Genomic DNA, 21721 nt, shown 5'->3' on the forward strand with positions numbered 1-21721 from the left:
CAGGTGTGGAAACTGGAACGCGACCACCCTGACCACGACCAGATGGCCTTCTCCCGTAAACCGTACGTCACCTGGTACGGCTGGGACGGCGACCGTCTGGTCACCGAGCAGACGCAGCAGACCCGCATCCAGACGCTGTATACGCCGGGCAGCTTCACCCCGCTCATTCGTATCGAAACAGACGTTGCCGAACTGGCAAAGGCCCACCACCGCAGCCTGGCGGAGAAGCTCCAGCAGGAGGGCAGTGAAAACGGTCAGCCGGTCATGATGCCGCCGGTGCTGATACAGATGCTGGACAAACTTGAAGCTGAGTTGCGGCACAACGCGGTCAGTGAGGAAAACCGCCGCTGGCTGGCAGGCTGCGGCCTGACGGTGGAAAGAATGGCAGCACAGCTGGAGCCAATTTATGAGCCGAATCGAGCAATCCACCTGTACCACTGCGACCACCGGGGCCTGCCGCTGGCACTGGTGGACAGCGAAGGAAACATCGTCTGGCAGGCAGAGTACAATGAGTGGGGCAGTCAGCTCAGTGAGAACAACCCGCACAGTATCACGCAGAATTTCCGCCTGCCGGGCCAGCAGTATGATGAGGAATCGGGACTGCACTACAACCGGCACCGGTATTATGAGCCGCTGATGGGGAGGTATATCACGCAGGATCCGATTGGGCTGGAAGGTGGGTTGAATCCATACCAGTATCCATTAAATCCGGTCAAAAATATTGATCCACTAGGATTAGCAGGATTGGCTTCTTTTGGCGATGGAATGAGGCAATATTGCCAACAGGCTGGCTCAGCTGTTAATTATTTATCAACAGATGAAGCCGCTGGTGTAATACATAATATGGAAACAATGCATAATGTACCCAATCCATTGTCTGAATATGTTTTAGGTGTGTCTGTTGGCTCTGCAATTATAGGGCTGGGAGGGATGAATTTCGGTTCGGCAACGGTAGCTGAGAAAAGCTCAGCATGTATTAAAGATGTTGCTGATGCTGTTATAAAGGATGGAGAAAGAGAACCCAAGAATTTATTATTAACTTGTGGTAAAAGTTTTATAAATGAAGGCGGGTCAGATCACCAGGGTAAGACGCTAGATTATCTTACTGATATACTCTCATCTTATGAGCAAAAACAATAATTATGTATTCAATATGTGTTGCGGGTTTTTATTTACCAAATGGTAACTAGGGGTGGGGATGGTCAATCTTTCAAAGAAAAAAACCACAGTGACTATTACTATTTTATTAGTAATTATGTCGTTTTGTTTTTTGTATTACAAGGTGATTAAAAAGAGTGTTGAGGATGATATAGAACATCTTGCCATGTTAGCTGAGCAGGGCAATGCAGAAGCCCAAACCGATCTTGGTCTTGCTTATGGAAATGGCAATGGTGTAAAGAAGGATTATGAAAAAGCAATGTATTGGTACAAGAAATCTGCTACACAAGGCTATGCGCAGGCTCAATTTAATTTAGGACTTTATTACGAACATGGCTGGGGTGCTGCAAAAAATATTCAAACAGCGATAAAGTGGTATACAAAAGCAGCTGAGCAAAAGATGGTAAATGCTCAAGTTAATTTAGGAACATTGTATGTCACGACCACAGGTGCCGAAAGGAACTATTTGGAAGGCAAAAAATGGTTATTAAGAGCAGCTGAACAAAACAATACTGTCGCAATGAATAATCTTGGGCAGATGTATGTTCATGGCTTGGGTACTGAAAAAGACAACGCTCAGGCTGAGAAATGGTATCTGAGAGCCGTTGCCCTTGGTTCGATGAGTGCTAGGAATTCACTGGGAGCCTTTTATGGTAAAGGATTGGGAAGTCATCCAGAAGATCTTGAAAAAGTTTTACCACTTGTTGAAGCATCAGCATGTCAGGGGTATGTTCAAGCCCAAATGAACCTTGCTTCATTTTATATGGAAAATGATGGTGAAGCGCCAATTGATTATAAAAAATCATATGCTTGGTATTATACCGCATATATAAATGGTTCTTTGAATTCTCAAGATGAACTTAATTTACTTACCAGTAAAATGAGTGGCAAAGAGCTCGTCGTGGCCAAGGAAATGGCAGCGGAATACAGTCATAAATATCGTGCCTCCCCAGTTGAGGATGATATTTATAAGTCTCAAACAGAATGTAGATATCCTTAACGGAGGGGGGTGAATTAGACAAGTTATAGGGAGGTGCGAACAATCTATCTTTATCGAAATTGTCCTGTTCGAGGATAAAACTGAATGTCAGAGCATGACACTTGGGAAAGTATTCTCTTTCCTTGGTTCACCTTTGTTATCCATTGCAACAGGGATAGCTGGTGAAGCTGATGGTGATAACGTGACTAAAAACATAAATGATGAATAATCCTTACTTAAAAGAATACAATTGTGTTAGAAAAAACAAAGGAATCGTGTTGTTTTTTGTAGCGATTGTTGTTTTTGTTAGTGTTAATTCTGTCTATTCTGCAGAAATTAATATTCTCTCGCTTAAACAAGAAGCGGAACATGGTAGCATTAGAGCGCAAGAACAGCTAGGAAGGTACTATTACTACGGGAAATATATTAATAAAGATTATCAGCAAGCAGCAAAATGGTTTCTTAAGGCAGCAGAACAAGGCGACCCTGATGCCCAATATTCTCTAGGAATTCTATACAGCCGCGGACATGGCGTATCACAAGATTATAAAAAAATGTTCAATTGGTATACAAAAGCCGCAAGTAAAGGAATGGTTGAAGCTCAATCAGATTTAGGGGTTGCATATGAATATGGTAAAGGTACGACGCGGAATTATAAGCAGGCAGAATATTGGTATCTTAAAGCCGCTGAAAAGAATTACTCAGCGGCACAACTTAATTTAGGTCTGATATACCTTGATGGCAAAGTGGGGGCGCCGAATTATTCATTGGCGAAAGAATGGTTTATGCACGCCGCAAATAAAAACGAACCAATGGCTGAGTTTAATCTTGGGAGAATGTATTATCTCGGGATTGGGGTTGAAAAAGATGACCGGAAAGCAGTTGAATGGTTACAGAAAGGAGCGGAGCACGGCTCAATGGAAGCTAAAAATAGTCTGGCATTTTTTTATTTTAATGGTAACGGTGGACTGCCTATAGATAAGGATAAGGCCATCCATTTGCTTCAACAATCAGCTATGCAGGGATGGGGAGAGGCTCAATATAACCTCGGGATGTTATATGAAGAAGGTACTGATAATCTGCCTAAAAACTATCTAAAGGCCTATGCTTGGTATTCTGTCGCGAGTGTCAACGGCAAGGAAGAGGCAAAGAAAAATAGAGAGCATATTGGTTCGCAACTAACGAAGGGGCAAATGGAAGAGGCAAGAGTTCTGTCGGATGAATATATTTATAAATATCATTGGCAACACGATTGAATAAATTATTTTGTACATTCAATTTATCAATAATATTAAGTGTGTGATACAAGTATAGATGCTGACTTTATGGCTGAGAGATATAAGGAATATGCGATTATAGATATGCATGGATACATGCAAGCTGAAGGAGAGAATAAGAAAAAATGTCTTTCTTACCCTCCCTTCTTTCGCGATTACCAGAGGGAACAATCGGTTTAAATCCTGATGCCGCGGTGTAACTCTTAGATCACCAGCCACAACAATACAAACACCACAATGACCACCACAAACGCCAGCCCGGGCCGGGCCGAAAGCGATTTCAAAGAGCTGATTACCGGCGCAAATGGCGCATAGATAGGCTGCAGGTCGCGAGCTTCCAGCGTGTGTGCCACGCGTTCGCGTTCAATTCGTTTTAAGAACAGTAAATTCAGCAATTCCTGAACCTGCACCGGGGTGAGTATCGTTTGCGGCGTACCGTTCCAGTTCTGTTGGGCGTAATCACGTACCGACTGCCACTCCTGTGACTCCATCGGATGCTTCAACGCCGCCTGGAGCGTATTAAGCGTTGGCGCCGCCTGTGAGCTTAACGTCAGCCGCGCCTGTAGTAGCGTCACCAGCGCGTTGAAGTGCCGGGCGGGCAGCGTATCTCCGGTTTTAACACCTGAGAGTTCGAGCAGTGATTGCCAGATAAGTTTGGTTGAATCACCGGTGGCGGCAGAGACTTTGGTCACCAGTTGATTCAGCGTATTGTGCTCAGCCGGAAGCAGCGGGCGATCGGTTGCCGGACGCTGCTGGGGTTGCGGAATAGACAGCTGCCCCTGCTGTAATAGCTGCAAAACGCTCTTCAACTGCTGTGGCGTCAATTGGCTTAGGGCGGTCTGACCGAACTGCTGGCGTATGTAGTCGCTGACGGCCTGGCGGTTATTACCCTGACCCAGCAGCTCAGTCAGCTGCGACAGCGTTTGTCGTGTGCTCAGCTTTTGCTCGGCAGTGCCGATACGCTGATTGAGGTTTTGTTCGGCGGCGGGAAAGTGACGAGCCTGTAAAGGCGTATCATTCTTAAGACCCAGATCGTGCTTAACCCCCGCCCAGACTTCCGCATTTTGCTGCGAGGTCATGGCGATTAATCGCGTTATCAACCGTTCCAGCACGGTACGTTGCTGCGTGCTAAGCGGCTGTTCTCCGGCAGGGGAGAGGGGAGGAATACCGGCCCCCGGAGGGCGCGCAGGCATACCTGAAATGGGTTGTGTCATGATTCATCCTTTCCATATTGCTTTACTGACGCCAGGCGCAAGTATGCCTGGCGGCGAGATTATGGCACACTTCCCGCGTTTACTCTCGTTCTCAGACAGGTACTAACCGTGAAAATCCTTGTTGATGAAAATATGCCCTACGCGCGCGAGCTTTTTAGCCGTTTGGGTGAGGTCAAAGCTGTTCCTGGCCGTCCCATCCCAGTCGAAGCGTTGACCGACGCCGATGCTCTGATGGTGCGCTCCGTCACTAAAGTCAATGAAGCGCTGTTAGGCGACAAAGCGATTAAATTCGTAGGCACCGCCACGGCGGGCACCGACCACGTTGATCAGCCGTGGCTACAGCAGGCAGGGATTGGATTTTCCGCCGCACCGGGATGCAATGCGATTGCCGTTGTTGAGTATGTCTTCTCGGCGCTGCTGATGCTGGCTGAACGTGATGGTTTTGCGCTGACCGACCGCACCGTCGGGATCGTCGGGGTGGGCAATGTCGGTGGTCGCCTGCAAAAACGGCTGGAAGCCCTGGGAATCAAAACGCTGCTATGCGATCCGCCTCGGGCGGATAATGGCGACGAAGGGGATTTCCGCACGCTCGAAGAACTGGTTGAAAATGCCGACGTGCTGACCTTCCACACGCCGCTCTATAAAGAGGGGGCTTACAAATCCCTGCACCTGGCCGATGAAGCGTTGATACGCCGCCTGAAGCCGGGGACGATACTTATCAACGCCTGCCGTGGCCCGGTGGTAGATAACGCCGCGCTGCTGTCGCGTCTGGAAGCTGGGCAAGATCTCAGTGTGGTGCTGGACGTCTGGGAACCAGAACCGGATCTTAACCTGGCGCTGTTAGCGAAGGTTGATTTAGGGACCTCACACATTGCGGGCTACACCCTGGAAGGCAAAGCGCGCGGCACCACTCAGGTGTTTGAAGCTTACAGCCAGTTTATCGGTCAGCCGCAGGAAGTGGCGCTCTCTTCGCTCTTACCCGCACCGGAATTTGGCCACATCACTTTGCACGGGCCGCTCGATCAGCCAACGCTGAAAAGACTGGTTCATTTGGTGTATGATGTGCGCCGCGATGACGCACCGCTGCGAAAAGTTGCCGGGATCCCGGGGGAATTTGACAAGCTGCGCAAGAACTATCTTGAGCGCCGCGAATGGTCTTCGCTCACCGTGGAATGCGACGATGCAGACGCCGCCGCGCTGCTGCAGCAAATCGGGTTTAACGCCGTACATCGTTAATGTCTTCTTAATACCCTTGTCGGATACTCCGGCAAGGGCGCTATTTTTCTGGAGTAAATCACCATGTCTGAAGGCTGGAACATTGCCATTCTGGGCGCAACTGGCGCCGTGGGCCGCGCCCTGATTGAAACCCTTGCTGAACGCGAGTTTCCGGTGGGTGATATCTACGCGCTAGCGCGCAGCGAAAGCGCGGGTGAGAATCTGCGTTTTAACAGTAAAACGGTAATGGTGCAGGACGCCGCTGAGTTTGACTGGACTCAGGCGCAGCTGGCCTTTTTTGCCGCAGGACAAGAAGCCTCGGCAACTTATGCTGAAGAAGCCAGCAACGCGGGCTGTTTGATTATCGATCTTAGCGGTGTGTTTGCCCTTGAGCCTGACGTGCCGCTGGTGGTGCCGGATGTGAATCCGTTTGTCCTCGCTGACTATCGTAACCGCAACCTGGTGGCCGTCGCCGATAGCCAGACCAGCCAGCTGTTGAGCGCCTTAAAACCGCTCATCGATGATGGCGGTCTGTCTCGCATTGGGGTTACCAACCTGCTTTCTGCTTCTGCGCATGGCAAAAAAGCGGTCGATGCGCTGGCGGGGCAAAGCGCAAAACTGCTCAACGGTATTCCTATCGACGAAGACGATTTCTTTGGTCGTCAACTGGCATTCAACATGCTGCCATTACTGCCAGACCGCGCAGGCAGCGTGCCTGACGAGCGTCGTATTGTTGACCAGGTGCGTAAAATCCTCCAGGACGACGGTCTGATGATCTCCGCAAGCGTCATTCAAACACCGGTGTTCTACGGTCATGCGCAGATGGTCACTTTTGAAGCGATGCGCCCGCTGTCGGCGGAAGAAGCGCGTGATGCCTTTGAACGTGGTGAAGATATCGCGCTGTCTGAAGAGGGTGAATTCCCGACTCAGGTTGGCGATGCTTCCGGTAGCGCGCACCTGTCCGTTGGCTGCGTGCGCAATGATTACGGTATGCCAGAGCAGATCCAGTTCTGGTCGGTTGCCGATAACGTCCGTTTCGGCGGCGCGTTGATGGCGGTAAAAACGGCTGAGAAGCTGGTGCAGGAGTATCTGTACTAATGTCCGACATGGAGCAACTGCCGGTCTATCGAATTGCGCTGGGCATTGAGTACGACGGCAGCAAGTACTACGGCTGGCAGCGGCAAAATGAAGTGCGCAGCGTGCAGGAAAAGCTGGAAAAAGCGCTCTCGCAGGTGGCGAATGAACCGATCAACGTCTTCTGCGCCGGGCGCACCGACTCCGGCGTGCATGGCACCGGCCAGGTTGTGCATTTCGACACTCACGCTGTGCGTAAAGATATCGCGTGGACGTTAGGCGCAAATGCGAATTTGCCTGGAGACATTGCGGTGCGTTGGGTGAAAGCTGTCCCCGATGATTTTCACGCGCGCTTTAGCGCCACGGCGCGTCGCTATCGTTACATTATTTACAATCACCGGCTACGTCCGGCGGTGTTAAGTCAGGGCGTGACGCATTATCATCAGCCGCTGGATGCTGAGCGGATGCATCGCGCGGCGCAGAGTTTGCTGGGTGAGAATGACTTCACCTCGTTTCGCGCCGTTCAGTGCCAATCGCGCACGCCGTGGCGCAATATGATGCACATCAACGTGACTCGCTACGGCGCGTACATTGTGGTGGACATCAAAGCGAATGCTTTTGTGCATCACATGGTAAGGAATATTGTTGGCAGCCTGATGGAAGTTGGCGCAGGAAACCAGCCGGAGAGCTGGATTGCAGAACTGCTGGCGGCAAAAGACAGGACGCTTGCCGCAGCGACGGCGAAAGCGGAAGGATTGTACCTGGTGGCGGTAGACTACCCCGCACACTTTGAACTGCCTTCCGTGCCGATGGGGCCGCTTTTCCTGGCGGACTAACGTAGTCATTTGGGGCTAAAACAATATGGATCTTATTCGTTTTTTAATTGATTTCATCCTGCATATCGATGTGCATCTGGCGGAACTGGTCGCGCAGTACGGCGTCTGGGTCTATGCCATTTTGTTCTTGATCCTGTTTTGTGAAACCGGGCTAGTGGTGACGCCATTTTTACCAGGCGACTCGCTGCTGTTTGTTGCCGGTGCGCTTTCCGCGCTGCCCACTAACGATCTGAACGTTCATCTGATGGTGGTATTGATGGTGATAGCCGCCATCGTCGGGGACGCGGTGAACTACACGATTGGCCGCATGTTCGGAGAAAAGCTCTTTAGTAACCCGGACTCGAAAATCTTCCGTCGTAGCTACCTTGATAAGACGCATGCGTTTTACGATAAGCACGGTGGCAAGACGATAATCCTGGCGCGATTTGTGCCGATCGTCAGAACATTTGCGCCGTTTGTGGCGGGAATGGGCCATATGTCCTATCGTCATTTTGCAATCTATAACGTCACCGGTGCGCTGCTGTGGGTACTGCTGTTTACCTACGCGGGCTATCTGTTTGGCGACCTGCCTATCGTTCAGGAAAACCTGAAACTGCTGATTGTGGCGATTATCGTCCTGTCGATATTGCCAGGCGTTATCGAGGTGATCCGTCACCGCCGAGCAGCAGCAAAACAGGTTAAATAAACGTAATACATAGGGCACGATTCAGCCGTGCCCTGTTACGGCATGTTTCGCGGTTCGACCACTTTTTTATGCCAAGTTTCGGGCTGTTATGTTTTAATGTGCAACATTCATGGTCTATGAGGGGCGAAAGTGGCATTATGCGCGCCCCCTTAATGGCAAAACTGGCATCGACCAGGTTCAGGCAGAAAGGTTATCAATGAGCTGGATTGAACGAATTAAAAGTAACATCACACCTACCCGTAAGGCGAGCATCCCGGAAGGGGTATGGACCAAATGTGATAGCTGTGGTCAGGTTTTGTATCGTGCGGAGCTGGAGCGTAACCTTGAGGTTTGCCCGAAGTGCGATCACCACATGCGTATGTCAGCGCGTAATCGCCTGCATAGCTTGCTGGACGAAGGGTCCCTGGTTGAACTAGGTAGCGAACTTGAGCCAAAAGATCTGCTGAAGTTCCGTGACTCTAAAAAGTATAAAGACAGACTGGCATCCGCTCAGAAAGAAACGGGCGAGAAAGATGCGCTGATTGTTATGAAAGGCACCCTGCATACCATGCCGGTTGTTGCTGCGGCATTTGAGTTCTCCTTTATGGGCGGCTCAATGGGTTCCGTTGTTGGTGCGCGCTTTGTTCGTGCGGTTGAACAGGCGCTGGAAGATAACTGTCCACTGATCTGTTTCTCCGCCTCCGGTGGCGCACGTATGCAGGAAGCGCTGATGTCGCTGATGCAGATGGCGAAAACCTCTGCGGCGCTGGCGAAAATGCAGGAGCGCGGTTTACCGTATATCTCCGTGCTGACCGACCCAACCATGGGCGGCGTGTCTGCGAGCTTTGCGATGCTGGGCGATCTGAACGTCGCTGAGCCAAAAGCGCTTATCGGCTTTGCGGGCCCGCGGGTTATCGAGCAGACCGTGCGTGAGAAACTGCCGCCTGGCTTCCAGCGCAGTGAGTTCCTCATTGAGAAGGGCGCTATCGACATGATTATTCGTCGCCCGGAAATGCGTCTGAAGCTGGCCAGTATCCTGGCGAAGCTGATGAATCTCCCGGCACCGAATCCGGATGCGCCGCGTGAAAGCGTGGTGGTTCCGCCAGTACCGGATCAGGAACCAGAGGCCTGATCATTGCTCTATGGATTTCGGGTTGCAGGTGGGCAGATGCTGCCAACGCACCTGCAGCTTGAAAGACGACGAGAAAAAGGGCAGAGCCGGGTGGCGCTGCCCTTTTTGTTATTATTCACCGTTGAAAGTTGCGGGCACCATGGAAAAACATCTCATTCCTCAGGCCACGTCGCCTTTGGCTACGTGGCTTTCTTATCTGGAAAACCTTCACTCCAAAACCATCGATCTTGGCCTGGCGCGTGTCAGCCTGGTTGCTGAACATCTGGACGTGCTCCAGCCTGCGCCTTTTGTATTCACCGTCGCGGGCACCAACGGTAAAGGCACGACCTGCCGGACGCTTGAAGCTATCCTGATGGCGGCGGGTTACTCCGTGGGGGTTTATAGCTCTCCTCACCTGGTGCGCTACACCGAACGTGTGCGCGTACAGGGCAGCGAACTGGCTGAAAGTGCCCACACGGCGTCATTTGCGGCGATTGAAGCGGCGCGCGGCGAGACATCGCTGACTTATTTTGAATACGGCACGCTGTCGGCGCTGTGGCTGTTTAAGCAGGCTAAAGTGGACGTGGTTATCCTTGAAGTCGGTCTGGGTGGACGACTGGACGCCACCAACATCGTGGATGCGAATGTTGCCGTGGTGACCAGCATTGCGTTGGATCATACCGACTGGCTGGGCCCCGATCGCGAAAGCATTGGCCGCGAGAAAGCGGGCGTGTTCCGCGGTGGCCGCCCGGCGATTGTGGGTGAACCTGATATGCCGCATACCATCGCCGATGTCGCGCGCGAGAAAGGCGCGGTGCTGCGTCAGCGTGATGTCGACTGGCGCTACACGGTCGAGGCTGACAGCTGGACGTTTAGCGATGCCGAAGGCGAGCTGAGCGGGCTTCCGCTACCGCAGGTGCCGCAGCCCAATGCGGCAACCGCGCTGGCGGCGCTGCGAGCAAGTCAGCTTGCGGTAAGCGAAGAGGCTATCCGGGAGGGGATCGCTAACGCGCTTCTGCCGGGCCGCTTCCAGACCATCCAGCTTGCGCCGCGCGTGATCCTTGACGTCGCGCATAACCCGCATGCCGCCGCCTACCTTGCCGGGCGTCTCAAATCGTTGCCGAAAACTGGGCGAGTACTGGCAGTTATTGGTATGCTGCATGATAAGGATATTGCCGGTACGCTGACATGCCTGGATGAGGTGGTAGACCGCTGGTATTGCGCGCCTCTTGAAGGGCCGCGCGGAGCGACGGCCGAGCAATTGCGCGAACATTTGCGCGCGGGGACCGTTTATATCAGCGTCGCGCAGGCATGGCATGCCGCCATGGCTGATGCAGCGCCCGAAGATACGGTGCTGGTGTGTGGGTCATTCCACACGGTAGCGCATGTGATGGAAGAGTTAGACGCGGGGAGAGCCGGTGGCAAGTAAGTTTCAAAACCGTCTGGTCGGGACGATAGTATTGGTGGCGTTGGGCGTTATCGTGCTGCCCGGGCTGCTCGACGGGCAAAAAAAACATTATCAGGATGAATTTGCCGCGATCCCACTGGTGCCAAAACCGGGCGATCGCGATGAACCTGATATGCTGCCAACGGCAACTCAGGCCTTACCCGCTCAGCCGCCTGAAGGCGCTGCTGAAGAGGTGAGGGCGGGGGATGCCGCCGCGCCGTCGCTGGACTCCAGCCGCCTGTCGGTGAATGGCAATGGTGATCTTGAACAGATCCCGCCTGCGGCTGAATTGCCGAAGCCTAAGCCGGTAGAAAAACCGAAGCCGCAGCCAAAACCACAGCCAGCGACCGAGCAGGTCGCGGCGACTACGCCGCCGCCGAAAGCTGCGGCGGAAGAAAAAGCGGCACCGGTTGGTAAAGCGTATGTGGTTCAGCTCGGCGCATTGAAAAATGCGGATAAGGTGAATGAAATCGTCGCCAGCCTGCGAGGTGCGGGATATCGTGCTTACACGTCGCCTTCAACGCCGGTTCAGGGTAAAATCACCCGAATTCTGGTGGGGCCCGATGCCTCGAAAGATAAGCTCAAAGGCTCACTGGGTGAGTTGAAACAGCTGTCGGGGCTGAGTGGCGTCGTGATGGGATACACGCCGAACTAAGGTGTCGGTATTTCCCCTCACCCCGGCCCTCTCCCCAGAGGGGCGAGGGAGAAAGTCGGTGCCGGGATTAACAACGGCTCTCAGCGGTCGCTCTCCCTAAAGGGGCGAGGGAGAAAGTCGGTGCCGGACTTAACACCGGCTCTCGGCGGTCGCTCTCCATAGAGGGGGGAGGGAAAGCCGGTGCCGGACTTAATACCGGCTCTCGGCGGTGCTCTCCCTAAATGGGGCGAGGCAGAAAGCCGATACCGAACTTATCGACGGCTCTCAACGGTTCCCTCTCCCCTGTGGGGAGAGGGCTAGGGTGAGGGGGCCTGCACAACGCTGAAAACGGCCCAAAAACGATGGCGTTGAATATTTTTTCAGCGCCATTTTTTATTTATGCTCGGGAAGGAAATCCCTACGCAAACGTTTTCTTTTTCTGTTAGAATGCGCCCGAACTGGATGACAGGGCGTAAAATCGTGGGACATTTATGGTCTGGATTGATTATGCCATTATCGCGGTACTGGGTTTTTCTTGCTTAGTGAGCCTTATCCGCGGCTTCGTTCGTGAAGCGTTATCGTTGGTAACCTGGGGCTGTGCCTTCTATGTTGCCAGCCATTACTACACGGAACTGTCTGTCTGGTTTACGGGCTTTGAAGATGAACGTGTTCGAAATGGGATTGCTATTGCGGCGCTGTTTATCGTGACGCTCATCGTTGGTGCTAGCGTGAACTACGTGATAGGCCAGCTGGTGGAAAAAACCGGTCTGTCGGGTACAGACAGGGTATTGGGGATCTGCTTTGGCGCTTTACGTGGGGTGCTGATTATCGCCGCTATCTTGTTCTTCCTCGACACCTTTACCGGAATGGCGAAAAGCGATGACTGGCAACACTCGCAGTTTATTCCTTATTTCTCACCCGTCATCAGATGGTTTTTTGACTACCTGCAAAGCTCGTCAAGTTTCTTGCCCAAGGTATAGGCCTTGGGTCGTTGCTGAACGAGGAAAAGACGTATGTGCGGTATTGTCGGTATCGCCGGTGTCATGCCGGTTAACCAGTCGATTTATGATGCGCTAACGGTGCTTCAGCACCGTGGTCAGGATGCCGCTGGCATCATCACCATTGATGCCAACAACTGCTTCCGGTTGCGTAAGGCGAACGGCCTGGTCAGCGATGTCTTTGAAGCTCGCCACATGCAACGTATGCAGGGCAATATGGGTATTGGCCATGTGCGTTATCCAACGGCGGGCAGCTCCAGTGCTTCCGAAGCCCAGCCTTTTTACGTCAACTCTCCGTATGGTATTACGCTTGCGCACAACGGCAATCTGACCAATGCGCATGAGTTACGTCAAAAGCTGTTTGAAGAAAAACGCCGTCACATCAACACCACTTCCGATTCTGAAATCCTGCTCAATATTTTCGCCAGTGAGCTGGATAACTTCCGCCATTATCCGCTGGAAGCCGATAACATTTTCGCCGCCATTGCCGCGACGAATCGTCAGATCCGTGGTGCCTATGCCTGCGTGGCGATGATTATCGGTCACGGTATGGTGGCTTTCCGCGATCCAAACGGTATTCGCCCGCTGGTGCTTGGCAAGCGTGATATTGGCGATGGTCGCACCGAATATATGGTGGCCTCCGAAAGCGTGGCGCTGGATACGCTGGGCTTTGAATTCCTGCGTGACGTAGCGCCGGGTGAAGCCATCTACATTACTGAGAAAGGGCAGTTGTTTACCCGTCAGTGTGCGGATAACCCGGTCAGTAACCCTTGCCTGTTCGAATACGTCTACTTTGCGCGCCCGGACTCCTTTATCGACAAAATTTCCGTCTATAGCGCCCGCGTGAATATGGGGACGAAGCTTGGCGAGAAAATTGCGCGTGAGTGGGACGATCTGGATATCGACGTGGTTATCCCGATCCCGGAAACGTCTTGTGATATCGCCCTGGAAATCGCCCGTATTCTCGATAAACCGTACCGCCAGGGGTTTGTGAAAAACCGCTACGTGGGGCGCACCTTTATCATGCCCGGCCAGCAACTGCGTCGTAAATCGGTTCGCCGTAAGCTGAACGCCAACCGCGCTGAGTTCCGTGATAAAAACGTGCTGCTGGTGGATGATTCCATCGTGCGTGGCACGACCTCTGAACAGATTATCGAAATGGCGCGTGAAGCTGGCGCGAAGAAGGTATATCTGGCCTCAGCGGCCCCGGAAATTCGCTTCCCGAACGTCTATGGTATTGATATGCCTACCGCCACTGAGCTGATTGCTCATGGGCGTGAAGTGGATGAGATTCGCCAGATCATCGGTGCAGACGGTCTTATCTTCCAGGATCTTAACGATCTGATTGAAGCAGTACGCGCCGAGAACCCGGATATTCAGCAGTTTGAATGCTCAGTATTCAATGGCGTGTATGTCACTAAAGACGTGGATCAGGCTTATCTTGATTTCCTCGACTCACTGCGCAATGACGACGCGAAAGCCATTCAATTGCTCAATGAAGTTGAGAGCTTAGAGATGCATAACGAAGGATAAGTCAGGGTATGCCGGATGGCGACGCTTTGCGTCTTATCCGGCCTACGTTCTGCTCGCTTTGTAGGCCGGATAAGGCGTTGCCGCCCTCCGGCTTTTTATTACACCTCGTCCACCCAAATGCGCATTTCGCCTTCCCCTCGGTTGGCCCAGCTAAACCACGGAATAAAGGTTAAGGTCTGCTTCTCGACTGCTGTCTGGCGGTTATCAAAGCTGTACAGCGGTTTATCTTCTTGCGCCGTTAACACGCGAACCCCTTCAGCCTGCAAAAGAATTTTTCCTTTTAACACGCCCACGCCCTGAATTTCCCGCAGCTCGCTCTCTTTTGGCAGCGACAAATTGTGCAACTCAGAACCGTTATCCGCTTGTTCCAGGCAATAGACCAGCGGCCCACGCTGAATGGCGACTTTGCCTGCGGCATGACGCACCAGCGGGTTGGCATAGACGCGGCGAACCGTCATCGGCAGATTGAGGATAATGGTGTCTCCCGCCTGCCACTGGCGGTGCAGATGCAGATAACCCTTGATCACTTCACCCTGAGCCGCTTCTCCGTTGACCTGCACGCGTGGCGCTTCACACCACTCCGGCAAGCGCAGCGCCAGCGTGTGGCTGACCGCCTGCGGCTGGGTGAGGGTGAGCGTAACCTTCTCATCCCACGGATAGTTACCGGTGATTTTCAGCGCCAGCGTCTGCTCTTTGACGGCAAACTGCGCTTCGCTTCCGGCGTAGAAGTTGATAAACAGCGCGTCAGGACGTGGGGTGAAAATATAGTGACCAATCGCAACCAGCGTGCGGGCAATATTCGGCGGACAGCAGGCGCAGCCGAACCAGCGCTGACGAACCGGTTTGATATGATCGTAAATATGATTATGCGGAATGCTTTTTGGGTGCGTTTCTAACGGGTTAACATAGAAGAAATGTTTACCGTCGAGCGCCATACCGCCAAGCACCGTGTTATAGAACGCACGTTCCATCACGTCGGCATAGTGGGCATCGCCCTCCATCTCCAGCATTCGACGGGCAAACATCATCAGGCCGATAGAGGCACAACTTTCCCCATAGGCGGTGTCGTTTGGCAGGTCGTAATCGCTGGTAAAGGCTTCGCCAATTCCCTGCGAACCAATGCCGCCGGTGATGTACATCCGGCGCTGAACCGTATTGTTCCAGATACGCAGGCAGGTCTGGCGTTTCTCTTCGTCGTTGGTCATGCGTGCAATATGCGCAAGCCCGGTCATCAGATACACCGAACGCACCGCGTGACCCACGGCTTCGCTCTGCTCGGACAGCGGCTTGTGCGAATGCGTGTAGGTTTTATCTTTTATCATCCCAGGCCACGCGTCGCCCCAACCGACCCAGTGCTGGGTGCCGCCGCGTTTTTCAAACTCGATATCGTAGTAGTAAGGCTGTTGACCGCGCTCCTCAACAAAGAAGCAGGCCAACGCCTGGTAGCGCGGTTCATGGGTGACTTCATACAGCCGCATCAGCGCCAGCTCAATTTCGGGATGCCCCGGATAGCCGCGCAGCTGGCCTTCATTAGGGCCAAATACGGTATCGATATAATCGGCAAAGCGGCAGGCGATCTCCAGCAGTCGACGTTTGCCCGTCGCGTTAAAGAACGCGACCGCCGCCTCAAACAGGTGTCCGGCGCAGTACAGCTCATGGCATTCGGCGACGTTGCTCCAGCGTAAGCCTGGCTCTTTCACGGTGTACCAGGTATTGAGATAACCATCTTCACACTGCGCTTGGGCCAGTAATTCAATGACCTCGTCGGCGGTTTTCTCAAGCGTTGCATCCGGCTTTTGGCTTAATGACCAGGCCACGGCTTCCAGCCATTTGGTGACATCGCTGTCCTGGAAAACCATGCCGTAAAACTCACCTTCCTCAAGACCTGCGGCAATGCGGTAGTTCGCCAACGCGTGGCTAGGCTCGGCCTCGGCGATATTGTCGTTTAACGCCTCCCACTGATAGGGGATGACGACATCGCGAATCAGGCGCTGGTATTCACCTAAAAACGGATCGGTAATGGTGATGTTGTTCAAATCAGCTTCAATCACATCAGACTGCATCATGTTTACCTCAAGAAATGTGTGAATGTCGTTGGTGAAGATCGGAAGAAATGCGCGCCATCATTGGCCCGTTCAGACGGCATTTGAGCAAGCACAGCGCCAGTACCAGATGGAAAATGGCCGGGATGATGCTTTGTATCAGGGTTATGCCCTGAAGCGACGCGGCGGTTTGGTTTTCAAGCCCCGGCTGATAGGCCACCAGAATCAACAACACGCTGATAATGCCACCGGAAGACGCCCATGAAAGTTTGATAAAGAAGAGGTTGAAGGCGAAGTTCATGCCGGTTGAGCGCACGCCGTTTTTCCACTCACCGTAATCATCGGCAAACGCCATGATGGAGAAATGCAGCGGCAGGGTGAAGCCGAGTATCACGCTGTTGAGCGCAATGCAACCCAGCCACATCATGCGGTATTGCGGCCCGCTTGGCAGGAACCACATCACAATGCCGAACACCACCAGCACCAGGTTGGTGTAGTAGTACAAGCGCACCATATCGAAGCGACGTGAAAGCGGATTCACAATCATCGCCCCGGCAATCCCTGCGACGGTCAGTACGCCGAAGAACATCGACATGTATCCAGCCCCGCCCTCGAGGACATAGGAGATGAAGTACATATAGCCGCCGCCACGGATGCACAGGATATTAATCAGCAGGAAGGACATCACCAGCATCAGTAGCAGCTGATCGTTTTTACGCAGCCCCGAAAGGTGCTGACGGATGGTAAAATTGCCCACCACCGACAACGGCACACGCTCTTTAACCCAGCTAAAGCACAGTAAAAACATCACTACGCCAATGCAGCACAGCACCGCCACACCATACTGGTAGCCTTTTGCCAGGTTGCCCTGACCGAAGAAATCGACCATCCACGGTAGACCCACGGACACCAGGAAACCGGCGATGCCGCTTAACACGAAGCGCCATGACTGGCAGGACATCACCTGGTCGGGACGATTGGTGACCGCGTTAATCAGCGCGCAGTAAGGAACGTTGTTGGCGGTATAGCCCAGTGAGAGCAGGAAATAGGTGCCGAAGGCCCAGGCGATTTTCATATTCGCACTGATATCGGGAACGGTGAAGGTCAGGATGCCGATAATGCCCAGCGGCAAAGCGGTCCACAACTGCCACGGACGGAATCGCCCCCAGCGGCTGCGGGTGCGGTCAGCCACGATCCCCATAATGGGGTCGGAGACCGCATCGAAAATGCGCAGAACAAAAAACATCACGCCGACAATCGCCGGGCTTAAGCCAAACACGTCGGTATAGAAAAAGAGTAAAAAACCACTGATCAAATCTGAGATGCAATGCCCACCTGCATCGCCTAATCCATAGCCTATTTTTTCGCGGGTAGAGAGTTTCTCTCCCGCATCAACTGTCTGTACATCAGTATCCAGGTTATCAGCAATTGTCATAACCAATCCTCGAACAGGGTGTGATGATTTAAAAAGTCATTACGGCGTATCTCTGACGGTTTTTAGTAAATAACTAACCGCGCTGAGCATAGTTCGTGGATGTAATGGCGGTATATAGACGGTAATTGAAAGGGTGAATTCGATCTTATTTTTACTATAAATTAATTTTGAAAGGTGACTTAAATCACAATTGACTGTAGATTTAGCGGTGAATTTGCATGAAATATGACCAGATAGGTATTTTCATGAAAATGTTTAGTAAACATGAATGTTTTATTTATTCATATTCACGCGCTGCATGATATTCTTTGGTTGACGTTGTGGTTAACTGTCGGAAAAAACGAAATGGTCAAAAAAATTCGCATTAAAGATATTGCTGCAGCCAGCGGTGTATCTATTGCCGCGGTATCACGTGCGTTGAAAGGGCAACCTGGATTAAGCGACGAAACGCGCCAGCGCATTGTCTCCATTGCTCAGGCGCAGGGGTATGATTTAAGTCGATTACGTAATGGGCGTATCAAGCGACTGCTGTTTCTGTTGCATCGCGAACATAATATCGCCTGCGCGCTACCCTTTTATTCCTCAGTAATGCTCGGCGTGGCAGATGCCTGTCGGGAACATGAGGTAGCGATGAGTTTTCAGCCCATTGGCCCGAATGATTCGGTGGCTGATCTGATAAATTTACATCAGCCGGATGCGTTAATCTGCGCCGGTTATCTGGAACCCGAAGTATTAGCCGAGCTGCGCCTGACGACGTTACCGGTGGCGCTGGTTGATTTGTGGGCGGCAGACTTTCCGTGTGTGAATCCCGATAACTACCACGGCGGTTTTGTCGCGACGCGGCACCTGCTGGAGCAAGGCCGAACGCGAATCGCATTTTTGGGCACTTCGCAGCGCCATTACAGTATTCGTCAACGCGTTGAAGGCTACCAACAGGCCTTGTTTGATGCCGGACGGATGTTACCCGCCGAATACCGTGTTGAAGTCCCGCCAGTAAAAGATATTGAGCAAGCGCTGGTGGAAGGGATGGCGCGACTGCTGGCGTTGCCGGAGCCACCGGATGCTATCTTTGCTTATAACGACATGGCCGCGCTTGTGGCAATGCGCGAATGCGCCCGCCGCGGTATTCGTGTACCGGAAGACATTGCGGTGGTGGGGTTTGATGATATTGATGCTGCCGCCTGGGCGCACCCGCCGCTTTCTACGGTGGTGGTCGATAAGCGTGAGCTAGGGCGTGATGCTTTCCAGCTTCTCATGAACGACGAGAACGAAAGAAACCTGTTGTTACCGGTACGTTTAGTCACCCGTGGAAGCTCGGTAACCGATGTTCATGCGTCACGGTTGCGTCTGGCGCCGTAATCCGGCAAAGTTTGCTTCATTATGGAAACAGGGCGGTTTGTGTGAAACGACTCATCATTGGTATCTCTGGCGCGAGTGGCGCGATTTACGGCGTACGCTTATTACAGGTGCTACGCGCTCTTCCTGATGTGGAAACGCATCTGGTGATGAGCCAGGCTGCCCGCCAGACGCTGGCGCTGGAAACCGATCTCTCTTTACGCGATGTTCAGGCGCTGGCCGACGTGGTGCACGATGCGCGCGATATCGCCGCCAATATTTCCTCCGGTTCATTTAAAACCGCCGGCATGGTGATTCTGCCGTGTTCCATGAAGACGCTTTCCGGCATCGTCAATAGCTATACCGATGGCTTGCTGACCCGTGCGGCTGACGTCGTGCTCAAAGAGCGTCGGACGCTGGTGCTGTGCGTCAGAGAGACGCCGTTGCATCTGGGACATTTGCGTTTAATGACCCAGGCCGCTGAAATTGGCGCGGTGATTATGCCGCCCGTGCCGGCGTTTTATCACCGTCCGCAGACGCTGGATGATGTGATTAACCAAACCGTCAATCGTGTGCTGGATCTCTTCGACATCGAGCTGCCGGAAGATCTCTTTACCCGCTGGAACGGTGCGTAATCGCGCCCAAAGAGAGTGCATACCCTCTCAATTGCCCCGTTTCGGGGCAATTCTGTAACGCCGATCAAATCCTCGCTATTTAATCGTCCCAAATGTGTATTTGTGCTCGATTTATGCGCTGTGGCTGATATCTTTCCTTATGATTACCTTTTGTTATCTTTTCATTAACAAATTTAACATCGCCATTTAAGGCGTTGCTAAAGATGGCACAGAAGATGCAAACAAGGTTATGCAGACACAACACAACATAATTATGCGCAGTTAACGACATCACGATTTTATAGGGGAATGTATGAAGAAGACGGTTCTGGCTCTCTCTTTGCTGCTGGGTCTCAGCAGCGCCTCCAGCGTATTTGCCGCACTCCCGCAGAGTATTCGTATCGGCACTGACACCACCTATGCGCCATTCTCCTCAAAAGATGCCAAAGGCGATTTTATCGGCTTTGATATCGATCTGGGTAATGAGATGTGTAAACGCGCCAGCATCAAATGTACCTGGGTGGGCAGCGATTTTGACGCCCTGATCCCGTCGCTTAAAGCGAAGAAAATTGATGCCATTATCTCCTCACTGTCGATTACCGAAAAACGCCAGCAGGAAATTGCCTTCTCCAACAAACTGTATGCGGCGGATTCACGTCTGATTGCCGCCAAAGGGGCGGCAATTACCCCGACGCTTGATGGACTTAAAGGCAAGCATATCGGGGTGTTACAAGGCTCAACGCAGGAAGCCTACGCCAACGAAAACTGGCGCAGCAAAGGCGTTGATGTGGTGGCCTATCAAAACCAGGACCTGATTTACTCCGACCTCACGGCGGGCCGTCTGGATGCGGCTTTACAAGATGAAGTCGCCGCTAGCGAAGGTTTCCTCAAGCAGCCTGCGGGCAAAGACTTTGACTTTGCCGGGCCTTCGGTAAAAGACAAAAAATATTTTGGCGACGGTACGGGCGTGGGTCTGCGTAAAGACGACGTTGAGCTGAAGGCGGCGTTTGATAAAGCGCTCGCAGAACTGCGCGCCGATGGCACTTATGACAAGATGGCGAAGAAGTATTTTAACTTCAACGTCTACGGCGACTAATCACGCCGGATGTATCATCGTGGTGCATCTATTATTGGATGCACCACGATAGTGCGTTTTTTGCTCGAAAGTTACGCATGCTTGCATAATTAAGCATTTTGAATGAGAAAAAAGCCAACCAACAGGGCAGAATGCTTTGCCTTGATGGGCCGAAAGATGGCACGATAACCGCTCAGATTATTTCGATAAAACCCCCAAGAATTACTGTCTGTTGAGGATAATATGAAAAAACTGGCGTTATCTCTTTCTCTGGTCTTAGCGCTTGCGTCTGCATCAAGCGCATTTGCAGCAGTCGGGCAAAAAGTGCGTATTGGTACTGACCCTACCTATGCACCTTTCGAATCAAAAAATGCACAGGGTGAGTTGGTGGGTTTTGACATTGATCTGGCAAAAGAGCTTTGTAAGCGCATCCAGGCACAATGTACCTTCGTGGAGAACCCGCTGGACGCCCTGATCCCCTCGCTGAAAGCGAAAAAAATCGATGCCATTATGTCATCGCTGTCGATCACTGAAAAACGTCAGCAGGAAATCGCCTTTACCGACAAACTTTATGCTGCCGACTCGCGTCTGGTCGTGAAGAAGGGCTCCCCGGTTACGTCCGATCTCGCTTCGCTTAAAGGCAAGCGTGTGGGCGTGCTGCAAGGCACCACGCAGGAAACCTACGGTAACGAACACTGGGCGCCAAAAGGGGTTGAAATTGTCTCCTATCAGGGCCAGGACAATATCTACTCTGACCTGACGGCCGGTCGTATTGACGCGGCATTCCAGGACGAAGTGGCGGCGAGTGAAGGTTTCCTCAAACAGCCTATCGGTAAAGACTACCAGTTCGGTGGCGCGTCAATTAAAGACGAGAAACTGTTTGGTGTGGGTACCGGAATGGGACTGCGTAAAGACGATACCGAATTGCTGAACGCGCTTAACAAGGCTTTCGCTGAGATGCGCGCTGACGGTACTTACGACAAGCTGGCGAAAAAGTATTTCGATTTTAACGTTTACGGCGAGTAATCATCACGAGTAACCCATCGCCTGGCATGACCGGGCGATGGACGTCAAGACAGG

Annotated in this window: 19 protein-coding genes; 16 read left to right on the forward strand and 3 right to left on the reverse strand. The window is 52.4% G+C overall.

Going from position 1 to position 21721, the window contains the following annotated elements; all coding sequences use genetic code 11:
* From ACIPDS_RS08840 to ACIPDS_RS08850, 3 genes are all read left to right on the forward strand, one after another.
* A partial coding sequence (locus ACIPDS_RS08840) for an RHS repeat-associated core domain-containing protein (protein ID WP_400734745.1) occupies positions 1 to 1140 on the forward strand: 1140 nt, incomplete at its 5' end.
* A 58-nt stretch (positions 1141 to 1198) separates the two neighbouring features.
* Complete coding sequence (locus tag ACIPDS_RS08845; RefSeq protein ID WP_400734747.1) at positions 1199 to 2158, forward strand: tetratricopeptide repeat protein; 960 nt, start codon at positions 1199 to 1201, stop codon at positions 2156 to 2158.
* A gap of 197 nt (positions 2159 to 2355) precedes the next feature.
* On the forward strand, positions 2356 to 3393 hold the full coding sequence (locus ACIPDS_RS08850; RefSeq protein WP_400734749.1) for an SEL1-like repeat protein: 1038 nt from the start codon (positions 2356 to 2358) through the stop codon (positions 3391 to 3393).
* A gap of 224 nt (positions 3394 to 3617) precedes the next feature.
* Here the strand turns inward: ACIPDS_RS08850 and flk are convergent, their stop codons facing one another.
* On the reverse strand, positions 3618 to 4628 hold the full coding sequence (gene flk / locus ACIPDS_RS08855; protein WP_400734751.1) for a flagella biosynthesis regulator Flk: 1011 nt from the start codon (positions 4626 to 4628) through the stop codon (positions 3618 to 3620).
* Positions 4629 to 4736: 108 nt separating this feature from the next.
* On the opposite strand from flk, the gene pdxB reads away from it, so the two are divergent.
* The 9 genes from pdxB (at position 4737) to purF (ending at position 14140) form a co-directional block, all read left to right on the forward strand.
* Positions 4737 to 5864, forward strand: coding sequence for a 4-phosphoerythronate dehydrogenase PdxB (gene pdxB / locus ACIPDS_RS08860; RefSeq protein WP_400734753.1), 1128 nt, complete (start codon positions 4737 to 4739; stop codon positions 5862 to 5864).
* Between the two features lie 63 nt (positions 5865 to 5927).
* The gene (locus ACIPDS_RS08865) at positions 5928 to 6941 is read left to right on the forward strand and encodes an aspartate-semialdehyde dehydrogenase (protein WP_166516103.1); all 1014 of its coding nucleotides are present in this window, start codon (positions 5928 to 5930) and stop codon (positions 6939 to 6941) included.
* Positions 6941 to 7753: a tRNA pseudouridine(38-40) synthase TruA gene (gene truA, locus ACIPDS_RS08870; protein ID WP_166516104.1), complete on the forward strand. Its 813-nt coding sequence runs from the start codon at positions 6941 to 6943 to the stop codon at positions 7751 to 7753. The genes ACIPDS_RS08865 and truA overlap by 1 nt, the downstream gene beginning before the upstream one ends.
* Before the next feature lie 25 nt (positions 7754 to 7778).
* A complete protein-coding gene (locus ACIPDS_RS08875; protein WP_166516105.1) occupies positions 7779 to 8438 on the forward strand; it encodes a DedA family protein in 660 nt (219 codons plus the stop codon).
* A gap of 196 nt (positions 8439 to 8634) precedes the next feature.
* The gene (accD, locus tag ACIPDS_RS08880; RefSeq protein WP_400734757.1) at positions 8635 to 9549 is read left to right on the forward strand and encodes an acetyl-CoA carboxylase, carboxyltransferase subunit beta; all 915 of its coding nucleotides are present in this window, start codon (positions 8635 to 8637) and stop codon (positions 9547 to 9549) included.
* A gap of 139 nt (positions 9550 to 9688) precedes the next feature.
* Complete coding sequence (gene folC / locus ACIPDS_RS08885) at positions 9689 to 10957, forward strand: bifunctional tetrahydrofolate synthase/dihydrofolate synthase (protein ID WP_400734759.1); 1269 nt, start codon at positions 9689 to 9691, stop codon at positions 10955 to 10957.
* On the forward strand, positions 10947 to 11630 hold the full coding sequence (gene dedD, locus ACIPDS_RS08890) for a cell division protein DedD (protein ID WP_400734761.1): 684 nt from the start codon (positions 10947 to 10949) through the stop codon (positions 11628 to 11630). Before folC ends, dedD begins: the two co-directional genes overlap by 11 nt.
* A gap of 470 nt (positions 11631 to 12100) precedes the next feature.
* The gene (gene cvpA, locus ACIPDS_RS08895; RefSeq protein WP_400734763.1) at positions 12101 to 12589 is read left to right on the forward strand and encodes a colicin V production protein; all 489 of its coding nucleotides are present in this window, start codon (positions 12101 to 12103) and stop codon (positions 12587 to 12589) included.
* Positions 12590 to 12622: 33 nt separating this feature from the next.
* Positions 12623 to 14140 carry an amidophosphoribosyltransferase gene (gene purF, locus ACIPDS_RS08900; protein ID WP_166516110.1) on the forward strand — a complete coding sequence of 506 codons (1518 nt, stop codon included), beginning with the start codon at positions 12623 to 12625 and terminating at the stop codon, positions 14138 to 14140.
* Between the two features lie 98 nt (positions 14141 to 14238).
* On the opposite strand, the gene ACIPDS_RS08905 is transcribed toward purF, so the two are convergent.
* Together ACIPDS_RS08905 and ACIPDS_RS08910 are read right to left on the reverse strand one after the other, a co-directional pair.
* Positions 14239 to 16206, reverse strand: coding sequence for a glycoside hydrolase family 127 protein (locus ACIPDS_RS08905; RefSeq protein WP_400734765.1), 1968 nt, complete (start codon positions 16204 to 16206; stop codon positions 14239 to 14241).
* A 7-nt stretch (positions 16207 to 16213) separates the two neighbouring features.
* On the reverse strand, positions 16214 to 17617 hold the full coding sequence (locus tag ACIPDS_RS08910; RefSeq protein WP_400734767.1) for an MFS transporter: 1404 nt from the start codon (positions 17615 to 17617) through the stop codon (positions 16214 to 16216).
* A gap of 345 nt (positions 17618 to 17962) precedes the next feature.
* On the opposite strand from ACIPDS_RS08910, the gene ACIPDS_RS08915 reads away from it, so the two are divergent.
* From ACIPDS_RS08915 to hisJ, 4 genes are all read left to right on the forward strand, one after another.
* A complete protein-coding gene (locus tag ACIPDS_RS08915; protein ID WP_400735564.1) occupies positions 17963 to 18976 on the forward strand; it encodes a LacI family DNA-binding transcriptional regulator in 1014 nt (337 codons plus the stop codon).
* A 41-nt stretch (positions 18977 to 19017) separates the two neighbouring features.
* Positions 19018 to 19587, forward strand: a complete 570-nt coding sequence (locus tag ACIPDS_RS08920; RefSeq protein ID WP_400734769.1) for a UbiX family flavin prenyltransferase — start codon at positions 19018 to 19020, stop codon at positions 19585 to 19587.
* Between the two features lie 292 nt (positions 19588 to 19879).
* Entirely contained in the window at positions 19880 to 20662 is a 783-nt protein-coding gene (gene argT, locus ACIPDS_RS08925) for a lysine/arginine/ornithine ABC transporter substrate-binding protein ArgT (RefSeq protein ID WP_400734771.1), read from the forward strand.
* Positions 20663 to 20884: 222 nt separating this feature from the next.
* Positions 20885 to 21667, forward strand: a complete 783-nt coding sequence (gene hisJ / locus ACIPDS_RS08930; protein WP_166516115.1) for a histidine ABC transporter substrate-binding protein HisJ — start codon at positions 20885 to 20887, stop codon at positions 21665 to 21667.
* The last annotated feature ends 54 nt before the right edge of the window (positions 21668 to 21721 follow it).

This window comes from Kluyvera sp. NPDC087067 (genome assembly GCF_044745165.1).
Taxonomy (GTDB): domain Bacteria; phylum Pseudomonadota; class Gammaproteobacteria; order Enterobacterales; family Enterobacteriaceae; genus Kluyvera.